This window comes from Maribacter stanieri, assembly GCF_900112245.1.
GTDB lineage: Bacteria > Bacteroidota > Bacteroidia > Flavobacteriales > Flavobacteriaceae > Maribacter > Maribacter stanieri.
Genome location: NZ_FOYX01000002.1, coordinates 573,467 through 597,025, shown reverse-complemented (window position 1 = coordinate 597,025; position 23,559 = coordinate 573,467). Strand labels below are relative to the sequence as shown.

The window sequence follows — 23,559 nt, the reverse complement described above, 5'->3', positions numbered from 1 at the left end:
CCACTTTATTAATTTAGTGGGGTAATTTATTTTTTACTAATCCGTACACTAAAGTACCTAAAAGTGCACCTCCAATAACAACAAGAATAGAGGAGTAGCCTGCACCAACAAGCACATACATAGGTCCGGGGCAAGCACCTGCCAACGCCCAGCCTAATCCGAAAATAATACCGCCAATTAAATAACGGGCAACACTTTTGGTCTTTGGATGTAAATTCATCTCATTGCCACCAATGGCCTTTATTTTATATTTTTTGATGATTTGAACACCAATAACACCGATAACAAGTGCAGAGCCTATGATACCATACATGTGGAAAGATCCAAATTGAAACATTTCATAAATGCGAAACCACGATGCTGCTTCAGATTTATACATGATGATACCGAAAAAGATTCCTATAGTTAAATAACTTATATATTTCATATTAACTGAATATTAGAGGGAATAAAAGGTGAATCATAACTAAGCCACCTATAAAAAATCCGATAACGGCAATTAAAGAAGGTAACTGCAAATTACTGAGTCCAGATATGGCATGACCACTGGTGCAACCACCGGCATAACGAGCACCAAAGCCCACCATGAATCCGCCAATAATTAAAATTGCCAATACAAATGGGTCTGTAAGATGTTCAGAAGCAAATAGTTCTGTTGGTAAGTATGCGTCACCGGAGCTTTCAATTCCGTAATCGGTAGAAAGTTGTTGAGCAACTTCAGGATTAATTCTCACTGTATTATCAGACATAAATTGGGAAGCGATAAAGCCGCCAATTACAGCACCAACTACAACAACCAAATTCCACCGTTGAGCTCGCCAATCAAACTTGAAGAAATCTGAGTATTTGCCAGCACCACCAATAGAACACATGGTTCTAAGGTTAGAAGACATTCCAAATTGTTTTCCTACATAAAGTAGAATAAACATCGTTAGGGCAATTAAAGGTCCGGCCACATACCATGGCCATGGGTCATATAGTAAATTCATTATCTATTTAATTCAAGTTCAAAACCGCTAAAGAAAGCGCAAAGAAAATCATTCTTATGTAACCAAGGTTACATAAGAATGACATTAACTTAAATGAATTACTATTTTCTGAATTAGAGACCTAATTGCGATAGGAAGTTTAGGTAGTGTAAAATTCTGAAATTCGGTATGTTATGAGTAAATGATGAGCTGCTTTTTTATTTTTTTAATGATAAGACCAGCTTTACAAGTTTAACACAGTATTAATCATGTTTCAAATCACATGAATTAAATATTTCACTAATTTTTAATTCCGAATTTTTTAAGAATAGTCTCTAATAAGCACCATTTCGTAAAAGCCGACTGTATAATATTTACACCTATAAAAACGATGAACCATAGCCAGTTGATATTTACATAGACAGCTAATACAACACTCAATAAAACCATTGTACCTACTATAACTCTAAAATATGTGTTTAACATGTTATTCTATTTTTAGAAGAATCAACAACACCACTAAAGTGCTGTTGATTCCTGAATTTTTTATTTGTTATTTTCTGTACTATCCGTTTCAGGATAATTCTTTTTTTCTATCATATAATACACCAATGGTACCACCAATAAGGTTAGAACTGTAGATACAATAGTACCTCCCATCAATGAAATCGCAAGACCTTGAAAAATAGGATCAAATAAGATTACGAAAGCTCCAATAACTACGGTGCCTGCAGTAAGCAAAATTGGAGTGGTACGTACCGCACCAGCTTCAATAGCAGCTTGTTTTAAGGGCACACCTTCGGCTAAACGTAGATTAATGAAATCTATAAGTAGTACCGAATTTCGTACCATAATACCAGCAAGGGCAATCATTCCAATAAATGAAGTAGCGGTAAAAAATGCGCCCATAATCCAGTGACCTAAAATAATTCCAATTAATGATAATGGTATGGCTACCATCATTACAATAGGTGCTTTAAAGTTTTGGAACCATCCTACAATTAAAATATAAATTAAGATGATGGCTCCCATAAAGGCAATTCCTAAATCACGGAATACTTCAAGAGTAATTTGCCATTCACCATCCCATTTAACGGTATAGTCATCTTCAAACTCAGGTTGACCTAAGTACATTTCGGTAATTTGATATCCTTTAGGCAATGCTATTTCTTTAAGCTTTTCTTCCATACCCAAAATAGCATATGCGGGGCTCTCTAATTCTCCTGCCATATCTGCCATTACATATACCACGCGTTTTTGATTTTTGCGGTAAATACTTTTAGCACTTATGGTTTCTTTAATATCAACTAAATCTGCAATAGGTACCATATTACCCTGTTTAGAAGTAATCTTTAACTGTGAAATATCTGAAATTGTTGATTTCTCCTTTTCATCTAAAGCCAATAGTAAACCTACTTGGTTGCTAGCATTTTCATCGTATAAATTAGTTATGGCTCTATTGGATAATGCCATGTTCATGGTATAGGCAATTTGCTGTGGTGCCACACCATAAAGCATTGCTTTCTCTTTGTTGATTTCGAATTTATATTCAGTTTGGTCAGCTTCTACTAGCCAATCGATATCAACAACATCATCAGTGTTTTTCAAGATATTTTTAACACTACTCGCAATTTTAATCTGTTCCTCATAATCAGGCCCATAAACTTCAGCTACAATTGTAGAAAGCACAGGAGGTCCTGGCGGAACTTCAACCAACTTAACATTGGCATTGTATTTAGCAGCTATTTTCTGTATATCTGGACGTAGTAAACTTGCAATATCATGACTCTGCGCAGAACGTTCGTCTTTATCAATAAGGTTTACTTGAATATCTGCCATATTACTACCACCACGTAAATCATAATGACGAACCAAACCGTTAAAGGTAATAGGGGCAGAGGTACCTACATAGTTTTGGTAATTAACAACCTCTGGTCTAGAAGATAAATATTGAGCAATTTCTTGAGCAACCACACCTGTGCGTTCAAGGGTGGTGCCTTCTGGCATATCAATAACCACTTGAAACTCATTTTTGTTGTCAAAAGGCAACATTTTTACAGCTACAGATTTGGTGAAAAACAATACCATTGATCCCATTAGCATTAAAAAAGTCAGTCCTAAAAACAACCAACGTTTGCTTTTGTTTTCAATTAGAGGGCGTTCATATTTATTATAAATTCTGTAAATAAAGGTTTCCTCTAATGGCTTTTCTTTCTTTTCAACTTCACCTTTTTTATCTTTTTCTCTCAAGAAAATATACCCTAAATAAGGCGTTATGGTCAAGGCAACAAAAAGAGATAAGATCATGGCAATAGAAGCCCCAATAGGCATAGGTGCCATATATGGACCCATAAGTCCAGATACGAATGCCATAGGTAGTACAGAAGCTATAACGGTAAACGTTGCTAAAATAGTTGGGTTACCGACTTCGTTAATAGCATAGAGTGCCGCCTGTTTAAAGGGTAGGCGTTTCATCTTAAAATGCCGGTGCATATTCTCGGCTATAATAATGGAGTCATCTACCACAATACCTGTTACAAAAACCAAGGCAAATAATGTAATTCTGTTTAAGGTGTAGTCAAGCATATAATAACTCAACAACGTCAAAGCAAATGTAATGGGTACGGATAAAAATACGACCAAACCACCACGCCAGCCCATTGCTAACATAACCACTAATGTTACCGCAATTATAGACCCTATTAAGTGTAATAAAAGTTCGGACACTTTATGAGATGCCGTTTCTCCATAGTTTCTAGTGATTTCTACGTGAACATCATCTGGGATAAGTGTCGTACGTAAATGGTCAACTTTATCAATAACGATATCTGCAATTTTCATTGCATCGGCACCTTTTCTTTTTGCTACCGAAATGGTAACCGCTGGGTATTCAGATTTATAATCTGATACCTTATCGCTTGCTTGACCAAAACCTAACGACACATAACTTTGAGGAACTTCTGGTCCGTCTATAATGCTCGCAATTTGTTTTAAATAAATTGGCTGGTTCTGTTGTACACCAACCACAAGGTTTTCAACATCGGTAACAGAAGCCAAAAAATTACCGGTATTTACCAAAAACTCGGTATCATTCTTATCAAAACTACCAGAGCTCAATTGAGCATTGTTAGCCTTAATCATTTCAGAAACAGATAAGAAATCTAAGCCACTGGCGGCTAGTTTATCCTTATCTAAAACCACACGTAATTGACGATCTTGATTACCAATTTTATGGGTAGTAGCTACATCATTTACTTTTTTAATTTCGCTTTCTAGCTCCTGTGCCATTTGGCTCAACTGGTACCCGTCATAGTTTTCGCTCCATAAGGTAAGTCCAAGCATAGGCACGTCATCAATAGCACGGGTTTTTACCAATGGGAATGTTACGCCCTGCGGCATAATATCCATATGCTTATTAATTTCATTGTATAATTTCACAAAAGAACGCTCTATGTCTTCGCCCACGTAAAACTGAACAATGACCATACCCTGTTCTTTCATAGATGTTGAATACACATATTCTACACCTTTAATGTTCGAGATTAATTTCTCTAAAGGCTTAATAACACGAGATTCTACTTCAGCAGGACTCGCACCAGGGTAGCCTACAAATATGTCTGCCATTGGCACGTCAATTTGTGGTTCTTCTTCCCTCGGAATCAAAAACGAACTGTACACCCCAACGACCATGAAAACAATCATGAGTAATACCGTTAACTTGCTGCCTATAAATAATTTGGCAATTTTACCAGCTAAACCTTCCTTCATTATTTCTATATTTTATTTGTGTGTTACCACCTGCCGGTTGGCAGGCGGTCGGGCTTTCCGCTCATACTCCTCGGCACAAAAAGTGCCTGTGGGGTAACCGCTTCATTCCCTAACCCAGACTCGTTTATTGATTGGAGATTTTTGCTCCGTTAAATAATTTTCCTTCTGCAGAAACTATATATTGTTCATCTGCCGATAGTCCTGATAATACTTCTACTTGATCACCAAAAGTTCTTCCCAATCGCAACCAACGTAATAAGGCTGTGTTGCTTTGGCTCACGGTATAAATTCCGGATAATTGACCTTTCTTAACAATGGCTTGTACAGGTATCATTACGGCAGAACTTGTTGTTTTTCGTGCTACGGGAAATTGTACGGTTGCGTACATACCAGATAAAATCTGAGCATCGGTTTTGTCTAGTATTACCTTTACCAAATATTGACCTCCTGTATTTTTAGAAGAAGTACTCACTTCTGTTACCTTACCTTTTACACTCTCATTTAAAGCTTTTACCTGAACGGTAACCTCAGTATCATTTTTAACAGCAAGAATTTCAGATTCCGGAACCATTGCCAAAACTTGATATTTTCCTGGAGATTCTACTTCTAGTAAAGGCATACCTGGGTTTGCCATATCACCTGCACTAATGAATTTATTGGTGACCACACCATTAAAAGGAGCACGAATATTCGCATAACCCATTTGTGCATTTACACCGTTTCTCATTTGTTTAGCAGACTCTAAGCGTGCCTTAGCCATGTTATAATTGGCTGTGATATCATCTAGTTCTTTCTGTGAAGCACTGTTTTCTTTAAATAAAGTTGAAAATCTATTAAAGTCCTTTTCGGCATTAGTAAAAGCAGCTTCAGCTTCAGTGATTCCTGCATTTACCTGTGCTAATTGAGCCGATACATCAGCATTATTAACACTCATTAATAATTGACCTTTATTCACTTTATCACCAACATTTACATATATCTTATCTACATACCCCATCATACGGGTACTAATATTTGCACTTTTAGCGGCTTCAATTTTTCCACTTACGGTTAAAAACGGACTACTACTATCTTCAGAAACAGTTTTTATTTGAACGGCTATAGCTGGCGAGTTATCAACTACAGCTTTTTTATCTTCGCTTCCACAACTAGAGATTAGGATTGTTGCTCCTAAAATTGCCGTGATTATATATTTTTTATTTTTCATCTTTATGCTTGGTATTAAGTAATGGAATTATTCTATTCTTTCGTTAGAAATTGTACATACGCCAAGGCGTAATTATGTTGAAAAATTGTTGCGTAATATTCTAATTGCTTTTGAGAGTATTGCGTTTCGGACATTAGTAAATCTGTAGTTTTTTCTAAACCTTGCTTGAACCTATTGGTGCGTATACGTAATGATTCTTCAGATTGTTCAAGAGCCAATTTTGTAAGTTTTAATTTGTTTTTAGCATCTTCATAACCTCTTTTTGCTTTGTTAAGTTCTAATTGGCTTTCAGATTTATACTGTTCTAACTGTAGTTTAGATTTGTCATATTCAGCCTTGCTCTTTTGAGATTTTCCAAAACGCTTACTTCCTTCAAAAAGATTCCATTTTAATTCTGCGCCAAATAAATATCCTTGGGCTTGACCTTGAAAAATTTCATCGTCATGTAACTCATAAGTGCCAAAGGCATTTAATCTAGGTAAGAAAGCCATTTGGTCTGCCTTATGCATTTGTCTATATGCTTCGGTAGCAGAATTCATGGCTAAAATATCTTTTCTGTTTTCAGATAAGTTTACAACCGTTGCAGTCGCATCATTAGTGATAGCTAGTGAATCTGAAGGTTTTAAAATTTCATTTTCATCAGCATTCATTAAAACAGATAGGTAGTTGCTGGCATTTAGAATATTACTTTTTGCATATTGAAGTTGATTCTCTATTTCTGTAACTCGCACTTCTACAGAAAGAACATCAGATTTTTGTAGGTAGCCTTGTTTGTAGCTATTGTCAGCTATACGCTTATTTTCTAAAGCTGTTTCTTGGGCTTTTTCTAAAACCTTCACCGTTTTATAGGCGAGTTGTAATTGCATATACGCTTTTTCAACCTCAAGCGCTAAATAATCTTCTGTTCGTCCAGACTGTAGTTCAGTAGCTGTTAACTTAGCTTTTGCTGCTTTACGTTGATAAATTCCATCGAAGTTTATAAGCGGCTGTTGTACTTCAACCCTGGTCGCAAAATCTTCTATTTGGCTAGGGTCATTTAATACATCAGGATTAAAATCTGCCGTAGTCAAAATTTCTTGGTTCAGTTTAGATCCAAATGCCATCAGCGGGTTAGTGGTAGCAATACCAGTATGCGATACACTAATATTGGGCAATAAAATAGCATTGGTCTGATTAAAATCACCCTTAGCTGATAACACATCTTGCTGTGCCATTTTTAACGTGTTATTGCGCTCCTTAACTTTAGCTAGAACTTCATCTTTTGTAATAGACTTAGTTTGCTGTGCAAGTCCAGAATAAAAGACGAATAACAATATCAATCCTAATTTATACTTCATCGTATTCATTTATTTAATACAAAATTAGGGTGCTAAAACAGCCTGTACAGTAACTAATGTTACCGAAGGAAATTTCTTTCTTAAAAAAATAGCTGTTTAAAAAAGAAAAGGCACTCTTTTATAAAGAGAGCCTTCTACAACCAACTGAAAAACAAATGTATATTCAGTTTATGTTTTAGTAGATTTAATAAAAATATTGAATAGTAGTCCGCCCATTAAACCGCCATATATTGAACTGTTTATTGGTTTAGAAGTAATGGCACAAGTACCATTAAGGCAACCAATTTCTGCGTAATACAAATACCCTGCAATAGCACCGATCACCACACCGATTGTGGTTAGAAAAATCCCTTTTTTAATCATTAATTATTTGCTTTTCTAGTACCGCCATGACCACCAGCCACTACTAACATTATTTTTATGCTTAACCAAATGAACTTAAAAAATTGAATTATTGGGTTCATCATATAAAAGCGTTTCGATTTTGATATTCTCTGTGTCATTTTTTTGGTCTTAAGTTTAATTAATTTAAAATTTAGAGTACCCTTCCTTAAGCTATTCAGGAATTAGCCACCAAAAAGGTTTCATTTTTGCTTTATAGATAAAGGCATAGTGTAAGGCTAGTTTTAACCAATGTCCGGCCAACCCAATTTCACCAAAAGTTTTACCTAATTGTCTACCTTGTGTCTCGGGATATTTGTGATAATCAGGTACAATAGGGTAGGTGGTAATACTAACGCCACTACCTTTTGTCATTCCATATCCTGCCGATGCAATACACGCAGCACCCATGTTACCTAACGAACCTTTGTGGTGTAATTCTTTTTTTCCGTTAATAATATCAATAATATTATCTGCCACTAATTTTGCGGTAATACCAGAAGGCATTCCTGTTCTAGGTGGGGCTGGGGATATAGTTGTACCATTTTTGCTAACCCTAGGTTTTGAAATTGCATGAGGTGGGGCAAAAGCAATACCTGGTGCAAAAATATTTTTATAAGATGGATTCTGATACGTTTCAGGCCAATCTTGTACACTCCATTCTTCATATGGTTTAGGCGTATAATCAGCATCTACCAACATAAATCCTTTAAAGAGCTTTTCTGTAATATCTTCGTTATTTTTATCAAACGCTTTAAATCCATGCCCTGAGAAAGCAGGTATTAGCATAGCAAAATCATAAGTTTCAGTATGGTATTCACCATCTAGTGTTTCATAATGAGCTATACCGTCTTCTATTTTATTGACCCCTGCACCAATAATCCATTTTATACCACGGTCTTCAAAAACCATCTCTACCATTTCGCTAGATTTCATGATATTGTTGCCGTAACTAAGTAGCATGCCATCCATACCAAAATCACCTAATTGATGCTCATTGGCAATCCAAACAACTTCAGCTTTATCACGTACATTGTGTCGTCTCAGTTCTTGTTCAACATTTAAAATATATTCGAAAGCTGCGCCTTGGCATGTAGATTTTGCGTGACCAGTGCCAATAAGTATTTTTACTTTTTTACCTTGTTTCATTTCCTGAATCAAGTCGTTCAAAGCTTGCCAGGCATGTTCGGCGTGGGTATATGTACAAACAGAATATGCTTTATTAGTTCCCGGATTTAAACCTTCAGTCATGTCAAAGGCTAATTTGGGACCAGTAGCGTTTATCAAATAATCATAGGTTACTTTTTCGGTTTGTCCTTTTTTCTCATCGTTTACATATTCAATTTTTACAAAAGGCTTTGCAACTTCTATATCACCTTCTGGGTGAAACGTAGTTACTTTAGCTTGTTTATAACCGATATTTTTTTTCCTGTATATTGGAGCTAAGGGAAATAGAATTTGTTCAGACTTCATACGACCTATACCTACCCATATATTAGATGGTATCCATTGGTAATTGCTATTGGGCGAAATAACCAGAACTTCATGTTCTTTCGATAGTTTTCTTCGAAGGTGCGCAGCAGCAACATGTCCCGAAATTCCTGCACCTAATATGACTATTTTTGACATTATGACAAGGTTTAAAGTTTACACGAAGTTCACTTTAATCTTAATGTTGTACAGCAACATTTGTTACATATGGACCATTATTCACTATGTAATTTTAAGTAAAATAGAAAAGACCGATTTACAGTCTAAAATTGATTAATATCATATTTCTATTTCTGTGTGATGATTAGTTTTGAAGGTGTTTTTTAAGAAAGATTACAAATGAGAGGAAGTTCAAATACACTGATTTATATTATTGCAGGTATCATCATGCTTCACTTTGTCGTAGGTTTTATTTGGCTTATTTATAAGCTCAACAAGAAAAAAGAAGAGAAAGAATAGGCTAATCTAAACTAATTTCGAAGCCATGTTTTTAAAAGGTAGTTTTTTATGGATTTATTTTTATTTAAAAACCGTCAAATTCTACAAGAAGCTTTATCTTTTTTAGTGTTTTCAATTAATAGCTCGTATCGTCTAATTGCACTTTTCCATTAAACGTTTTATAGAGGAAAATAAGATAACCCGCTAATAACGGTGCACCTACAACGACCATGGTCAACATAATACCCAAAGATTTTTGAGATGATGCTGCGTTATAAATAGTAACACTATAAGTTGGGTCGATAGTAGACGGTAATAAAACAGGATATAATTGAAAAGCAACCAACATTAATAAAAACGCCATTGTCAATGAAGAGAATATCAGTGCTTGAAAATATTTTTTCTTCGAAACCAGTCTAGGTACATTGGCCACTGCCAAGAAAGCCAATATGGGTAAAATAAAGAATAATGGTTGTTCTTTAAATTTGTCTGTTACTCCGTGTATGAATATTAAAGTATACAGTGAGGTTATTGCAAAACTTGAGATAAAAAAAATCATTCCTTTTTTAAGTAAAAAGGTCAGTCTTGCATGTAAACGACCTTCGGTCTTTAGAAGTAAAAATATAGCACCCTGTGTCATAAACAACGATAGTGTGGTAAAACCTGCCATGATTGCATACGGACTTAGAAATGAAAAGAATATGCCTCCTTTGTAACTGAAGTTTTCTTCCAATTCAAAACCTTGTAATATATTTCCGAGTACAACACCTAATAGAAAAGCTATTAGAACATTAGATGTGAAATAAACGATATCCCATGTTTTTCGCCACCATAACATCTTTTCGGCACTTCTAAACTTAATTGCAGAAGAGCGTAAGACCAACAAAAGTAAAAATAACATGAAAGGAATGTACATCGCCGAAAGCATAGTTGCGTACATAACTGGAAAACCTGCAAATAATGCACCACCACCTATAATAAGCCAAACTTGGTTAGCATCCCATAACGGACCAATGGCATTGATGGCGATACGCCTGCTCAAATCTTTTTTAAAAAAAAGATGCCATGAACCTGCACCATAGTCAAATCCTTCTAAGACTGCATATCCAGAAAATAATAATCCGACGACTAAATACCAAAGGGTAGGGTAATCTATACCTAAAAAAGTTTCCATAATTTGTGATTAAACGTATTTTAAAAATTCATCAGGATTTTTAGCTTCATCGTACGGACCATGCTTTATTTTCTTATTCACCGAATAAATAAATAATAGGAAAAGTACAGCGTAAACGACTAAAAAGAGTATCAATGAAAATAGAATTTGGTTGGCAGATACTTCTTGCGAAAACCCTTCATCTGTTCTTAAATGTCCGTAAACGATCCACGGTTGTCTTCCCATTTCTGCGGCAAACCAGCCTACTTGATTTGCTATCTGCGGTAATAATACGGCAAACGCAAAAATATGTAAAAGCCATTTTTTATCGAATAAAGTACCTCGCCACCATAAAAAACTGGCATACAGGGTTAAGGCAATTAAGAACATTCCGATAGAAATCATTATATGATAAAACTGAAAGACAGCATTTACTTGACCTGGACGTTCATTTTCTGGGAAGGCATTTAAACCTGTAATAGGAGCCTTAAAATCTTGATGAACGAGAAACGATAAGCCGCCAGGTAGTTTTATTCCTGTAACTTCTTGCGTTTCATTATCTACCCAACCAAACAAGTAGAGATCGGCAGGGGCAGATTTTTCATAATGCCCTTCCATAGCAGCTAATTTTGCAGGTTGGTTTACAGCAACACCATCAGCAGAACTGTGCCCAGATAGTAGTTGAGTTAATGAAAAGATGGTTGCTACAGCAAGAGCAATTTTAAAAGCTTTTTTCGAGATTTCAACATATCTACCTTTCAATAAATAATAGGCATGTACACTTAATACTAAGAAAGCACCTGCTAAAAGTGCTCCTTGCCACACATGTATAACCCTATCAACACTAGATGGGTTAAATACCATAGCCCAAAAATCTGTTACTTCGGCTCTGGCATTAAAACCTTCGCCTACAATATGATAACCTGCAGGTGTTTGCTGCCAGCTATTCGCTACCACGATCCAAACTGCAGAAAACATTGAGCCTAAAAAAACCATAATGGTTGATAAGAAGTGAACCTTAGGCGATACACGGTTCCACCCGAAAAGTAATATACCTAAAAAGGTACTCTCCAAACCAAAAGCAAACAAACCTTCGGCTGCTAATGCGCTACCAAAAATATCGCCAACGTACCTAGAATAAACGGCCCAATTGGTACCAAATTCAAATTCCATAATAATACCGGTGGCAACACCAATACCAAAAGTAATAGCAAATATTTTTAACCAAAAACGGGTTAAGATTTCATATTGTTTATTTCCTGTTTTGAGGTATAAACCTTCCATTATTACCATAATTAAGCCAATTCCTATACTTAATGGCGGGTATATGTAGTGAAAAGCAATAGTAAAAGCAAATTGGATACGGGCAAGAATTTCAACATCCATAACAGGTAATTTTTATACAAAATTAGGTAAATACATAGGGTGGTTAGGTAACCTATGTTACATATTTGAAGAATAATCATAATTAAAACATAATTTAAGAGCCTATAGTATTATACATATAAACTGTTATTTAACACTATGTTTTTCATTAGAATAAACTACTCAAGAAATAAGGGAAAAGAAAAATCCCTAGAAATTATATAACCAATTCTAGGGATTGAGGTATATAAGCGTTTGCGTTAGTCTTTATATGCAGAAAGCATCCAAACTAATTTTTCTTGTTGTGTAATATAATCGCTCATTAATGATACTGTACCTTCATCTTCAGCCTCAGCAGCGATTTTAAGTGTAGCCCTTTCTTTTTTTAATAAGATACTTAAGCTTTCTAATATATTGTCAACAGCCTTATCGCCGTCAACAACATTTTCTATAGCCTTAATCTCAGAACTTTCTATATACTTGGCAAAAGTATGAATAGGTGTATTGCTTAAAGTAAGTACACGTTCTGCAATTTCATCTACTTTAATTAAAGCATCATTATACAATTCTTCAAATTTCATATGAAGTTCAAAAAATTTTCTTCCTTTAATATTCCAATGAAAACCTCTTAGATTCATATAAAACATTTGGTAGTTAGATAACACATCATTTAAATGAGTTGCGATATCGTTAGTGCTGTTTTTGTCTAATCCGATGTTTGATAAATTTGTATTTGTCATAATTATTAATTGTAATTATTAATTTTTTCACTTAGGTCGAATACTGGTGTATTCTTAATCTCTTTTGATACAATGCTATATCCTGCAGCACTTCTATAACCTCCAGCACAATGAATAACAATTGGCTTGTTCGTAGGTATTTTATCTATTGAATTGCGTAATTCGTTTAAAGGTACGTTAATAGCATTGTCAAAAAATTTGTTCTCATTAAATTCACTTTTGTTTCTTATGTCTAAAATGGTGAAATTTTCTTTGTTTTGATCAAACTTTGTAAAGTCAAAATTATCCGACTTTTCGTAGTTGTCATTTAAAGTCAATACTGCTTTTATCTGCTGTTCATACCCTATTTTTGCTATTCGTTCAAGTATGTCCTGTCTATCGCTTATGCTTTCCACCACCATATAAAAAGGCTCTGAAGGTTCAACTATGGAACCTAGCCAAGTTTCTAGTTTATCATCAATATTTCGAGCCATAATATTAATGGAATTTGGTAAATGATTTTTCTTGAACTCTTCTTCATCTCTTGTATCAATTATTAAAATATCCCTTTCAATTTTGAAAGCGCCTATTTTTAATGGTATTTGAGAAATAAAATTTTTAAAATTTGATGCACCTTTTTTATTTATATCTACATCATAGCCAAAATAAGATGGAATGAATGGTTGATCTTGTAAAATATGGGCAACAAATTCTTTTTTGGTTAAATTTTTAAATGCCCAATTACCAAGACGTTCATTGCCTAAAGTACTGGAAGATTCATTGCTCATGTTTTTGCCGCAAAGTGAACCAGCTCCATGTGCCGGATAAACTAAGGTGTCATCAGGTAAATGATTGAATTTGGTCTGCATTGTAGTAAACATAGCTTCGGCAAGTTGCTCTCGTTTCGCTTTCATATTACCAGCTTTCTCTCTTAAATCGGGTCTGCCAACATCACCTATGAACAAAGTGTCGCCTGTAAATATGGCTTGTTTAGTATTTTTGTCTTTTGCTACAATGGTAATTCCGTCAGGTGAATGTCCAGGGGTATTGATTGCGGTAAAGGTTACCTCATTCATTATTACAGTAGCGCCATCGTCAAATGTTTTATGGGGATAATCGGCGCCTACTAGCTCACTCACATAAATTACGGCTTCAGTTTCTTTATGAATTTGTAAATGTCCACTAACGAAATCGGCATGAGGATGCGTTTCGAAAATGGCAACAATTTTAGCATCGTTTTCCTCGGCAAATTTATAATACGGTTCGGGATCTCGAGATGGATCTACTAAAGCCATTTCATTACCACTTAAAATCGCGTATGAATAATGAGCCAACGGTTTATCTTCAAATTGTTTGATTATCATAAGATCAGTTTTTAAGGATTATCAAAGAATCGGTTTTGAAAAGTTTTCAAAACCGATTTCAATATAATTATAAAGATTTTTTGGCAAGGTACCAATCAACTTTTTCTAAAGTATCATCTTCTAAACGAGCATTTAGTTCATCTAAGGTTTTTGGAGATGATACAATAACTTTATCACCTCTTTTCCAGTCTAAAGGCATAGCAACTTTATGCTTGTCAGAAGTTTGTAATGCATCTAGGGCACGTAAAATTTCATCCATATTTCTGCCTACATTTAATGGATAGTACATTATTAATCTAATTTTTTTCTTAGGATCAATAAAAAATACTGCCCTTACCGCAGCCGTTTCACTTTCGTTGGGTTGTAACATTCCGTAAGCTTTAGAAACCTTCATGTCAAGATCTGCAATAATCGGAAAGTCGAAATACACACCTGTATTTTCTCTTACGTTCTGTACCCATCCTAAGTGTGCGTGAACACTGTCTATACTTAAGCCTAAAAGCTCGGTATTAAGTTCGTCAAATTCGCTTTTACGAGTTGCAAATCCACTCATTTCAGTTGTACAAACCGGAGTAAAATCTGCGGGATGCGAAAACATAACAATCCATTTGTCTTTAGCAAAATCAGACATTTTAATTTTACCCTTAGTTGTTACAGCTTCAAAATCTGGTGCTATATCACCAATTCTAGGCATTGAAATCACTTGTTCCTGTATACTATTTTCGTTGTTCATAATAAATATTATTTATAGTTTTATATTTTTTGATAAAATTAAATTATCAAACAGGTTTACAATGTAACCTTGGTTACACATATCAATTTTTAACAATTTTTTACAAATACAATCAAGCTTAACCTTGTAATTTAGCTTTTGTACATAATAATTAGTACAGTCAAGATTAAGTTAGTTATGTGACTAATGTCACATTTTAAATCAATAAGGGCGCTTAATTTTGAAGCATGAAGTTATCAAGCTTTTCTATATCAATACTGTTTACATTCATTTCATTGGCAAGTTGTTTTAAGACTGCTAGTGTAATGAGCTATTATGCTGTGTTTACAGATGATTTTGTTGAGCGCTTTTGCGAGAATAAAGAACGACCAGAATTAAAATGTGATGGTAAATGTGCCCTATCTCAAATGTTATCTCAGAAAGCTGATAATGAAAAGACACCAATTAATTTAGACTTGCTTAAAAACGAAATAGTATTGTTTATTGGGTCGTTGACTACATATCAGTTTGTACAACAACCTAGAAAAGTTGTGCATAATGTACTGTATCGTGTTCTTTACGATTTTCATTTCTTTGAACGTATCAAACATCCTCCCAAAATTTAAGAATTTTCATTTCAATTTAATGTATCTAACTCCTTATTAAGAGGAGGTTGGATAGTATTTCTATTAATTAAAATTTTTAAAATGAACCTAAAATATCTTTGGGTACTATCGGTATTATTATCGACACCCTTATTATACGCACAAAATTTATCAGGAAAAATCATCTCTAAAATTGACCAACAACCACTTGATGGTGCTCACATTTTGACTAATAACGGATTAGCAACATATACTAATTTTGATGGTGATTTTGTTTTAAAAAATGTTGAAGAAAATGTGATATTGACCATATCTTATGTTGGGTATAAAACCATACAACAGCAAGTACTTGACATTAATACCCCAATAGTAATCACCTTACAGGAAGCGCCTATTGCCATAAATCGAGTTTTAGTGACAGGAAATATGAAAATTGACCCAGTACTTACCTTAGAGACCAATGATTATGTCAAAAAAATAGTTCAGCCCAGAAACGTGGCTGATTTATTCAATGATGTTAATGGTTTTTCATTGATTAAAAGAGGGAATTATGCAATTGATCCTAGTTTTAGAGCAACGCAATATGAGCAGTTAAATGTGCAGTTTGATGGTGGTACAAAAGCCATGAATGCTTGCCCCAATCGTATGGATCCCATTACTACCCATGTGATACCAGAAGAAATTGAAAAAATTGAAATTATAAAAGGACCATACTCTGTTAGATATGGTGCAACTTTTGGTGGTATCGTTAATATGGTAACCCAAAAACCCACGATAGAAGATTATGGTATTCACGGTAGTGTAAGTGGTGGTTATGAAAGCAACGGTAATTCTATGGTCTCTATGGCGAGGTTACAACAGGCAACTGAAAAATATGACGTAGCAGGTAATATTGGTTTTCGTGATTTTGGTAATTATGAAGATGGTGACGGTACAGAAATTCCGTCTTCTTTTAGAAGCTTGGATTATGGCATAAAAGCGGGTGTTAATTTTACTGAAAATCAAAGACTACAAGCACATTGGCGACAGTCATTCGGTAGAGATGTTTTACACGCTGGTCTTCCTATGGATACCGAAGAGGATAATAGTAGTATTCTCTCTTTAGATTATAAATTAGGCAGTATGCCAGGTCTTGTAGAAAGCATAGATTCTAAAATCTATTATAGTTATGTTGATCATGTAATGACCAATTACAATAGGCCAACTTTTATGATGACATCTGCAATTTCTGCAATTGATGCTACAACGGCAGGTGGTAAAGTAGAGTTAAAATTAAAACCAACAGACAATCTTGCCCTATTTACAGGTGTTGATGTTTTGCATATTGCTCGAGATGGCAATAGAACACGTCTAGTAAAAAGCAATACTATGGGAGTTTTAGAAACACCCTTGACATTTGAAGATAAGATATGGCAAGATTCCTATATAAATGATATTGGTTTATTTGCAGAAGGTAAATACCCCATAACAGAAAAAACCATGTTAACTGCAGGTGTACGTTATGATAATGTTACTTCTGAATCTAAAGATCCAGAAGCTGATTTTGCTGCTTTATATACTAATCTAGATAAAAGAACCGAACATAATTTTAGTGGTACAGCTTCAATTAAATATGTGTATTCTCCGCAATTTATTATGGAAGTGGCGTATGGTCGTGGTGTTAGATCAGCAAATATGATAGAACGTTTTATTAATCATTTTAGCGTAGGTCAAGACGCGTATGAATATGTTGGTAATCCTAATTTAGAGGCAGAAGTAAATAATCAGTTTGAGGTAGGTTTTAAAGGGAAGATGCCTATTTCAGAAAACACTTTAGATATGTTTAGGTATAGCACTTCATTCTATTACTCCCTTTACGAAAATTATATAGTCGCTATCATAGATGAAACACAAACAAGAAAATTCATGCCAATGAATGAACCATCTAACGCAAAGGTTTTTAGAAATTTAGATGATGCGTACAAGACAGGTTTTGAAATTATGGCAGGTGTAGACTTTTGTAATCATTTCAATTTCACCACTGAACTTGCTTATGTATATGCGAAGAATAATGACTTAAATGAGTCATTACCTCTGGTACCACCTTTAGTTACAAGGTTTAAATTAGGCTTTGAAAAAGAAAAGTTTTGGGTGAATGCAGAATATAGGCTGACTGCCAAGCAAGATAATATTGCGTATTCTTTTGGTGAGCAGGTTACACCAGGGTATGAAATAATGGATTTACGTTTAGGTGTAATACCAATGAAGAACCTAACCTTAGGTGTTGCTGCATTAAATGTTTTCGATAAAACATATAGTAATCACCTTAATTTCGCATTTAATAATCAGGCTGAATTTGGAACGGAACCCATCAATGACTCAGGAAGAAATCTATCGGTTTTTGTTCAATATGAATTTTAATAAATAAGCTATAAAAAAGGGACCAAATTTGGTCCCTTTTTATATTTTAGTGCCGGTAAAACGAATAACCGAAGCATCACCAATATGGTAAATTCCTTCGTTCAATTCTATTTCCTTTTCTTCTAAAATTTCAAAACTTATTCCATTAAACTCATTTTCAATTTCATCAATTGCATAGAGCATGTCAATATTCTTAGGTCCACCAGAAGATTTTCCTAGTTGATTTTTAGAGAATGCCTCAAAAATGATATGTCCGTTTGGTTTTAATGATTTTAAAAGATGTTGGTTTGCTTTCTTTCTAATAGCTGCTGGAAAATGCGCATAACAGAAGGCGATTACATCAAACTTTTTCACAGATTTAAATTCAAGAACATCTATTACTTGATAATTTAAGTCGAAGCCATGGTCAGTAGCTAATTTTTTGGCTTTGATTTTAGCAGATTCACTAAAGTCGAAAGCCAATACTTCCCAACCTTTAGATAGTGCATAAAGGGCATTTCTACCTTCACCTTCGGCAGGCAGTAAAATAGAACCTACATTTAATTTATCTAGTTGTTGTTTAAAGAATTCATTTGGTGAGCTCCCATAAGCATAACTTTCTTCGTCATAACGCTCGTTCCAAAAATCTTTCATGTGGTAATTATTTATGGTATTAATATATACCCATCCATTTGATAATTGGCAAGTACCATCATTGCAGATAGCCCTAATTCTGTATTAGGGTTCAAATCTTCGGCAACAATGCCTCTAGATGCTGTTGCTTGTGCACAAACATAAAATTTTACTCCGTAGTCTTTTAATAATTTTATAACGGCTGCATCAGGATTTTCTTTTTTATATTTTTCTTTGTATTTCGCATCGTTTAAAGCAGTGAAAGTTGCGCCACCATGTATAGCTGCAACGACGTTCACTTTATCTGCAGAAACCCCACTGGCGCCTAGCATGTTTATCATTCTAGCGATTTTGAAATACCCTACATTAATACCTTCCAATTCACGATCATCTTTAAGATCAAATACAAGGTTATATTCTTTAGTTGGGTCTGGCTGAGTAGCCACATCTTTAAATTCTTTAATTTTTCCGTATCCATCAATGATAGGGGTAGTCCATTCTTGGGCAGTGATTATTTGTGTTCCCATAAGTACTATTGCAATTAGAAGTGCTTTTTTCATGTGTTCGTCAATTTTAAAAAGAATATAATTTGGTTGAAATAAAATTTTGATTACTACTAATGTCCGCTATTTTTGAAAGTAATAAAAGTAAGCTAAAGTATTTAACGTTAGTGTAACTATGGTTACTGTAGTTATCATGTTTAAATTATAGATTCGTTATTTAAATTCGCGTAAGATTACAGTTCTATGAATGAATTACGAATATTGGCAAAACAATTTTTTAAGCTATTTGCGATAGTATTCGTTTTAATCGGTCTTGTCTTTACATGGCTATTAACGTATGAGCCAAGTGCAGAAAGAGAGGTGATTATTGAAACTGAAGAAATTGTAGCCAACGAAGTTTGGCAGCCTAAAGATGCAATAGCAGAGTTGCCCTCCATGCCAGCGACGGTTAAGGAAGGGTACTATCTTATTGCCGAATCTTCAAAATACATGGGTCCGAATGCTGCGCGTGCCGAAGATCGATATAGCGGTAATAATTTAGCTTGTGCCAATTGTCATTTACAAAAAGGAGCCCAAGCTGGTTCTGGATCTTGGGTGGGTATTATAGAACGATTTCCTCAGTTTGGTGGTCGTGGTAACAAAATAGGTACTATTGAAGATCGCATAAATGGATGTATGGAGCGTAGCATGAATGGCAAAATGCTTCCGGTAGATTCTAACCAGATGAAGGCGATTGTAGCGTATATGAATTGGTTGAGCGAAGGAGTGCCAGAACATAGAAAAGCAGAATTTAAAGGATATCCAAATATAGAAATTCCTACAGTGGCGGTCAATTTGGAAAAAGGAAGTCAGGTGTATAAAAAAGAGTGTATCATCTGTCATGGTACTAATGGCGAAGGAATTCTCAATACTGTCGATGGTAAAAGCTACACGTATCCGCCACTTTGGGGTCCAGATAGTTTTAACGATGGTGCAGGTATGCATAGGGTAATAACTTCTGCGGAATTTATTAAAAGTAACATGCCGTATTTACAAGCCACTTGGGACAACCCGAAACTAACAGATGAAGAAGCATTTCATGTAGCAGGATATATTAATAGTTTTTCTAGACCACATAAATTGAATACCGAAAACGATTATCCTGATAAGACGTTAAAACCGGTTTCTACGCCTTATGGTCCTTGGGCAGATGATTTTTCTCCAGAACAACACAAATACGGACCTTTTCCACCAATAATGGAGTATTACAAGAACGAATACGGTATTACCAAAACGAAATAGGCTTTATGCGAATACTATTAGTACTACTTATTTGTCTACCTATTTTTTCTATGGCCCAAGATACTGTTGCGGTAAAGAAAAAAGGAATTTTATCTGGGCAATGGCGAACGTATTATATGATGACCTCAAATAAAGGTGAATTAAAAGACTTTAATGCTTTAGCAACGGGAGGTAAATTAAAGTACCAGTATAATCTACTAGAAAACTTAGAAATAGGTGCAGCATTATATAATGCTACCAATTTAGGATTACAAGATTTAACAATACCTGATGCAACAACCGGAAGAATTAGTAGATATGAAGAAGGGCTTTTCGATAGGTTAGATTTAGAAAATGATGCTGTTTTTTTATTAGGGGAGCTATATGCGAAATATCACCTAGCTCAGCATTCATTTACGCTTGGGCGGATGAAAATTAATAGTCTGTTAATTAACCCAGAAGATGGGAGAATGATACCCACTTTGGTACAAGGGTTTTGGTATAAATACAATAAACAAAAGACATCGTTTCAGTTTGGAATTTTAAATAAAATAGCACCACGCTCCACTGGTAAATTTTATGGTATTGGTGAAAGTATAGGCACATACCCAGTGGGTAGAAATAACTTTGGTACTGCATCTCAGTATGCAGACAACACGGCATCTGATTATATTTTAATGGCAAATGTCGATTTTGAAGTAACTGACGATTTTAATGTGAAAATATGGAACCAATATGTAGACAATATATTCAATTCGTTCTATATAAAACCTGCTTATAAAATATCTGAATCGTTGATGTTGGAAGGAGAGTGGTTGCATCAAAATCAGGTTGGTGATGGTGGTAGCAGTGTAGACTCACTTCGCTATTATAATCAGAATACTGCAGATGTTTTAGGATTGAAAATTGGATATAAAAGTAATGGCGGGTTGTTGAGCTTAGCTTATAATAGAATTTTGCCACAAGGTCAATTTTTATCGCCAAGAGAATGGGGTAGAGAAGATTTATTCAGTTTTCAAAAGCGAGAACGTAGCGAAGGTTCTGCAGATAATCATGCACTGGTTCTAAACTATAAACAAGAGTTTAAAATTCTTAAAGAGGATCTAAACCTAATTTCAATATTGAGTATTGGAAAGCATTGGAAACCAGATGTAACCAATGCTATTTTAAATAAATATGCAATGCCAGATTATACCCATATCAACCTGGATATTTTCTTTAAAATAGAGAAAATTAAAAACCTACGACCAGAATTATTGATTATTTCTAAAATGGGAAATGGGGATATTCAGGACAACCCAAATTTCTATTTCAATAAGGTTGATTTGTTTCATTTGGATATAATCTTGAATTATAATTTTTAAATGATATAACATAAAAAAGTCCTCATTTTAATGGGGACTTCATATTATGTTCAGCTAAACGTTTTTACCTTTCATCATCTTGTTCCAATACAAGTAGGGCAACCCGTATTTTTTAAGCATCCATAATCTCCAATGTTCTTTAGAAGAATCGTTTATGAGCATTCTTTTTAACTTAGGATCCGGGGTGAAATTATTATCATAATCAAATTCTGCTAACACCATTTTGCCATAATCCGTAACCAATGGGCACGAAGAATAACCGTTATATGATTGCGTTCCCATTTTATTAGTATGTATTAAACGATCTATATTATCAACTACTATGGGCACTTGTTTACGAATCGCGGCTCCTGTTTTTGCGGTAGGTAATGCAGCTACGTCACCTAATCCAAAAATGTTTGAATAACGATTATGTTGCATAGTTTGATGGTTTACATCTAACCAACCTGCTGCGTTTACTAAAGTCGAATCTTTTACAAATTTAGGAGCCACAGAAGGCGGTGCGGTATGCATCATATCATAATGAATTCCATAACGGTTGCCATCAACGCTAACTTTTACATCCTTATAATTATATTGAAATTTTTCGTCTAATTTTAAATCATCGGCCTTATTACTAGAAATAACCACACAACCACCAGCGGTAATTTCTTGCCCCATTTCATACCAGGCAATTTGTTTATCACCATCGACAGCCACAAGTTTATGATGAAATCTAAGGTTAATATCCTTTCGGTCAACTACCTCCATTAATGTTTTAGCAATTTTCTTTACACCAAAAATAACCGTACCACCTGTAGCAAAAATTACATCGGTTTTTTTACGGATTCCACTTTTTTTAAAATGGCTTTCAGCCAAGTACATTATTTTTTGTGGTGCTCCACCACATTTAATTGGGGTTGTCGGTTGCGTAAAAAGTGCGGTACCACCTTTGAAGTTTTTAATAACATCCCAAGTATGTTTAGGGTCTGTATAATTACTGCTTACAACACCTTTATCTATAGCTTCACCTAAGCCAGGCACTAAGCTGAAATCATATGCAAGACCTGGTGCAATTACTAAATAATCGTATGTAATATCTCCTTTTTTGGCAGTGTGTACGATATTATTTTCGGGGTCAAAACCGGTAGCTTTATCTTTTATCCAAGTAGCATTTTTAGGAATTACAGAAGACATAGGTCTTGCTGTTTTTTCATAATCATACGTACCAGCACCCACTAGTGTCCATGCGGGTTGATAATAGTGTGTATTCGCAGGTTCAATAATAGCAACGTCTTTTGCTTTCTTTTGAGAGAGAAGTTGCGCTGCTACCATAATGCCTGCAGTACCACCTCCAATTACTATAATTTGATGATGTGAATTCATTTTCAGCTATTTTATTAGAATTCAATAAATATAATAGTTGTAAAATGATAATTATGTAACAAAGGTTACATAAGGTTGAATGTAATGTACAACCTCATTATAATTAATATACTATACCAGTTGAAAATCTATTTTTTTAGCTTACACGTATTTATTCCGAATAAAGTATAGAGCGGGCAAAAGCTAACGAATGTGGTTAAAATAAAAATAGCGGCAATAGCTACCATAATATAGCCTAAAACGCCAGTAACTGTATCCGTATAGAATGTAGTTAAAAGTGCTACGGCAATAAATATTCTAATAAAACGATCTGTACTTCCCATGTTTTTTTTCATGATACTAATTTTTAAATTATGATTTGTTTGCAAATTGTAATGATTTGCGTTTATAAAAGACTTATCAATTAAGCAGCTTGTATACTGCTCATTATAAATGCAATGTATACGTAATCAATTACATAGAATATGATAATAGTCATGTGTAAAGTTCAATGTTAATGGGAAGAATTAATGTAACTTAAGTTACCAAGTTGCGATTTTAAAAAAAG

22 protein-coding genes are annotated in these 23,559 nt (G+C 34.6%); 4 read left to right on the top strand and 18 right to left on the bottom strand.

All coding sequences use genetic code 11. The annotated features are described in order from the left end of the window. Positions 1 to 13: 13 nt before the first annotated feature. The 14 genes from BM296_RS13125 to BM296_RS13065 all read right to left on the bottom strand — a co-directional run bounded on the left by BM296_RS13125 (position 14) and on the right by BM296_RS13065 (position 14,924). Positions 14 to 427: a DUF6691 family protein gene (locus BM296_RS13125; protein WP_091903507.1), complete on the bottom strand. Its 414-nt coding sequence runs from the start codon at positions 425 to 427 to the stop codon at positions 14 to 16. 1 nt (position 428) lies between these two features. After that, positions 429 to 989: a YeeE/YedE family protein gene (locus tag BM296_RS13120; RefSeq protein ID WP_091903505.1), complete on the bottom strand. Its 561-nt coding sequence runs from the start codon at positions 987 to 989 to the stop codon at positions 429 to 431. 279 nt (positions 990 to 1,268) lie between these two features. Further along, entirely contained in the window at positions 1,269 to 1,454 is a 186-nt protein-coding gene (locus BM296_RS13115; RefSeq protein WP_091903503.1) for a YgaP family membrane protein, read from the bottom strand. A 60-nt stretch (positions 1,455 to 1,514) separates the two neighbouring features. After that, positions 1,515 to 4,736: an efflux RND transporter permease subunit gene (locus BM296_RS13110; RefSeq protein ID WP_091903500.1), complete on the bottom strand. Its 3,222-nt coding sequence runs from the start codon at positions 4,734 to 4,736 to the stop codon at positions 1,515 to 1,517. A 124-nt stretch (positions 4,737 to 4,860) separates the two neighbouring features. After that, entirely contained in the window at positions 4,861 to 5,943 is a 1,083-nt protein-coding gene (locus BM296_RS13105; RefSeq protein WP_091903498.1) for an efflux RND transporter periplasmic adaptor subunit, read from the bottom strand. A gap of 32 nt (positions 5,944 to 5,975) precedes the next feature. Next, positions 5,976 to 7,280, bottom strand: a complete 1,305-nt coding sequence (locus BM296_RS13100) for a TolC family protein (protein WP_091903496.1) — start codon at positions 7,278 to 7,280, stop codon at positions 5,976 to 5,978. 168 nt (positions 7,281 to 7,448) lie between these two features. Next, entirely contained in the window at positions 7,449 to 7,643 is a 195-nt protein-coding gene (locus BM296_RS13095; protein WP_091903494.1) for a DUF6132 family protein, read from the bottom strand. Next, complete coding sequence (locus BM296_RS19430; RefSeq protein ID WP_170861966.1) at positions 7,643 to 7,783, bottom strand: hypothetical protein; 141 nt, start codon at positions 7,781 to 7,783, stop codon at positions 7,643 to 7,645. The genes BM296_RS13095 and BM296_RS19430 overlap by 1 nt, the downstream gene beginning before the upstream one ends. 52 nt (positions 7,784 to 7,835) lie before the next feature. After that, on the bottom strand, positions 7,836 to 9,290 hold the full coding sequence (locus BM296_RS13090; protein ID WP_091903492.1) for an NAD(P)/FAD-dependent oxidoreductase: 1,455 nt from the start codon (positions 9,288 to 9,290) through the stop codon (positions 7,836 to 7,838). Positions 9,291 to 9,726: 436 nt separating this feature from the next. Beyond that, a complete protein-coding gene (gene cydB, locus BM296_RS13085) occupies positions 9,727 to 10,764 on the bottom strand; it encodes a cytochrome d ubiquinol oxidase subunit II (protein WP_091903491.1) in 1,038 nt (345 codons plus the stop codon). Positions 10,765 to 10,773: 9 nt separating this feature from the next. Continuing rightward, positions 10,774 to 12,129 carry a cytochrome ubiquinol oxidase subunit I gene (locus BM296_RS13080; RefSeq protein WP_091903490.1) on the bottom strand — a complete coding sequence of 452 codons (1,356 nt, stop codon included), beginning with the start codon at positions 12,127 to 12,129 and terminating at the stop codon, positions 10,774 to 10,776. Between the two features lie 239 nt (positions 12,130 to 12,368). Next, on the bottom strand, positions 12,369 to 12,848 hold the full coding sequence (locus BM296_RS13075; RefSeq protein ID WP_027067560.1) for a Dps family protein: 480 nt from the start codon (positions 12,846 to 12,848) through the stop codon (positions 12,369 to 12,371). Positions 12,849 to 12,853: 5 nt separating this feature from the next. Then, complete coding sequence (locus BM296_RS13070; RefSeq protein WP_091903488.1) at positions 12,854 to 14,191, bottom strand: MBL fold metallo-hydrolase; 1,338 nt, start codon at positions 14,189 to 14,191, stop codon at positions 12,854 to 12,856. A gap of 67 nt (positions 14,192 to 14,258) precedes the next feature. After that, positions 14,259 to 14,924 (bottom strand): peroxiredoxin, encoded by a 666-nt coding sequence (locus BM296_RS13065; protein WP_091903486.1) that lies wholly within the window; start codon positions 14,922 to 14,924, stop codon positions 14,259 to 14,261. 227 nt (positions 14,925 to 15,151) lie between these two features. Here BM296_RS13065 and BM296_RS13060 point away from each other — a divergent pair, with 227 nt between their 5' ends. Both BM296_RS13060 and BM296_RS13055 read left to right on the top strand, forming a co-directional pair. Further along, entirely contained in the window at positions 15,152 to 15,529 is a 378-nt protein-coding gene (locus BM296_RS13060) for a hypothetical protein (RefSeq protein WP_091903484.1), read from the top strand. Between the two features lie 81 nt (positions 15,530 to 15,610). Continuing rightward, complete coding sequence (locus tag BM296_RS13055; RefSeq protein WP_091903482.1) at positions 15,611 to 17,908, top strand: TonB-dependent receptor; 2,298 nt, start codon at positions 15,611 to 15,613, stop codon at positions 17,906 to 17,908. A 39-nt stretch (positions 17,909 to 17,947) separates the two neighbouring features. Here BM296_RS13055 and BM296_RS13050 read toward each other — a convergent pair whose 3' ends face one another. Beyond that, positions 17,948 to 18,541 (bottom strand): class I SAM-dependent methyltransferase, encoded by a 594-nt coding sequence (locus BM296_RS13050; protein ID WP_091903480.1) that lies wholly within the window; start codon positions 18,539 to 18,541, stop codon positions 17,948 to 17,950. 11 nt (positions 18,542 to 18,552) lie between these two features. Continuing rightward, positions 18,553 to 19,080 (bottom strand): DsrE family protein, encoded by a 528-nt coding sequence (locus tag BM296_RS13045; RefSeq protein ID WP_091903478.1) that lies wholly within the window; start codon positions 19,078 to 19,080, stop codon positions 18,553 to 18,555. A 186-nt stretch (positions 19,081 to 19,266) separates the two neighbouring features. Between BM296_RS13045 and BM296_RS13040 the strand changes: the two genes are divergently transcribed. Continuing rightward, on the top strand, positions 19,267 to 20,304 hold the full coding sequence (locus tag BM296_RS13040; RefSeq protein ID WP_091903476.1) for a c-type cytochrome: 1,038 nt from the start codon (positions 19,267 to 19,269) through the stop codon (positions 20,302 to 20,304). A gap of 50 nt (positions 20,305 to 20,354) precedes the next feature. Next, on the top strand, positions 20,355 to 21,647 hold the full coding sequence (locus BM296_RS13035) for an OprD family outer membrane porin (RefSeq protein WP_218157888.1): 1,293 nt from the start codon (positions 20,355 to 20,357) through the stop codon (positions 21,645 to 21,647). 54 nt (positions 21,648 to 21,701) lie between these two features. Here BM296_RS13035 and BM296_RS13030 read toward each other — a convergent pair whose 3' ends face one another. Together BM296_RS13030 and BM296_RS13025 are read right to left on the bottom strand one after the other, a co-directional pair. Continuing rightward, a complete protein-coding gene (locus tag BM296_RS13030; protein ID WP_091903472.1) occupies positions 21,702 to 23,012 on the bottom strand; it encodes an NAD(P)/FAD-dependent oxidoreductase in 1,311 nt (436 codons plus the stop codon). A gap of 128 nt (positions 23,013 to 23,140) precedes the next feature. Next, positions 23,141 to 23,347 (bottom strand): YgaP family membrane protein, encoded by a 207-nt coding sequence (locus BM296_RS13025; RefSeq protein WP_091903470.1) that lies wholly within the window; start codon positions 23,345 to 23,347, stop codon positions 23,141 to 23,143. Positions 23,348 to 23,559 lie beyond the last annotated feature (212 nt).

Coding starts and splice junctions, on each gene's coding strand:
- BM296_RS13105 (WP_091903498.1), bottom strand. CDS start 5,943: ATGAAAAATAAAAAATATATAATCACGGCAATTTTAGGAGCAACAATC.
- BM296_RS13100 (WP_091903496.1), bottom strand. CDS start 7,280: ATGAAGTATAAATTAGGATTGATATTGTTATTCGTCTTTTATTCTGGA.
- BM296_RS13045 (WP_091903478.1), bottom strand. CDS start 19,080: ATGAAAAAAGCACTTCTAATTGCAATAGTACTTATGGGAACACAAATA.
- BM296_RS13025 (WP_091903470.1), bottom strand. CDS start 23,347: ATGAAAAAAAACATGGGAAGTACAGATCGTTTTATTAGAATATTTATT.
- BM296_RS13120 (WP_091903505.1), bottom strand. CDS start 989: ATGAATTTACTATATGACCCATGGCCATGGTATGTGGCCGGACCTTTA.
- BM296_RS13070 (WP_091903488.1), bottom strand. CDS start 14,191: ATGATAATCAAACAATTTGAAGATAAACCGTTGGCTCATTATTCATAC.
- BM296_RS13125 (WP_091903507.1), bottom strand. CDS start 427: ATGAAATATATAAGTTATTTAACTATAGGAATCTTTTTCGGTATCATC.
- cydB (WP_091903491.1), bottom strand. CDS start 10,764: ATGGAAACTTTTTTAGGTATAGATTACCCTACCCTTTGGTATTTAGTC.
- BM296_RS13055 (WP_091903482.1), top strand. CDS start 15,611: ATGAACCTAAAATATCTTTGGGTACTATCGGTATTATTATCGACACCC.
- BM296_RS13110 (WP_091903500.1), bottom strand. CDS start 4,736: ATGAAGGAAGGTTTAGCTGGTAAAATTGCCAAATTATTTATAGGCAGC.
- BM296_RS13050 (WP_091903480.1), bottom strand. CDS start 18,541: ATGAAAGATTTTTGGAACGAGCGTTATGACGAAGAAAGTTATGCTTAT.
- BM296_RS19430 (WP_170861966.1), bottom strand. CDS start 7,783: ATGACACAGAGAATATCAAAATCGAAACGCTTTTATATGATGAACCCA.
- BM296_RS13060 (WP_091903484.1), top strand. CDS start 15,152: ATGAAGTTATCAAGCTTTTCTATATCAATACTGTTTACATTCATTTCA.
- BM296_RS13035 (WP_218157888.1), top strand. CDS start 20,355: ATGGCCCAAGATACTGTTGCGGTAAAGAAAAAAGGAATTTTATCTGGG.
- BM296_RS13095 (WP_091903494.1), bottom strand. CDS start 7,643: ATGATTAAAAAAGGGATTTTTCTAACCACAATCGGTGTGGTGATCGGT.
- BM296_RS13065 (WP_091903486.1), bottom strand. CDS start 14,924: ATGAACAACGAAAATAGTATACAGGAACAAGTGATTTCAATGCCTAGA.
- BM296_RS13090 (WP_091903492.1), bottom strand. CDS start 9,290: ATGTCAAAAATAGTCATATTAGGTGCAGGAATTTCGGGACATGTTGCT.
- BM296_RS13080 (WP_091903490.1), bottom strand. CDS start 12,129: ATGGATGTTGAAATTCTTGCCCGTATCCAATTTGCTTTTACTATTGCT.
- BM296_RS13115 (WP_091903503.1), bottom strand. CDS start 1,454: ATGTTAAACACATATTTTAGAGTTATAGTAGGTACAATGGTTTTATTG.
- BM296_RS13040 (WP_091903476.1), top strand. CDS start 19,267: ATGAATGAATTACGAATATTGGCAAAACAATTTTTTAAGCTATTTGCG.
- BM296_RS13030 (WP_091903472.1), bottom strand. CDS start 23,012: ATGAATTCACATCATCAAATTATAGTAATTGGAGGTGGTACTGCAGGC.
- BM296_RS13075 (WP_027067560.1), bottom strand. CDS start 12,848: ATGACAAATACAAATTTATCAAACATCGGATTAGACAAAAACAGCACT.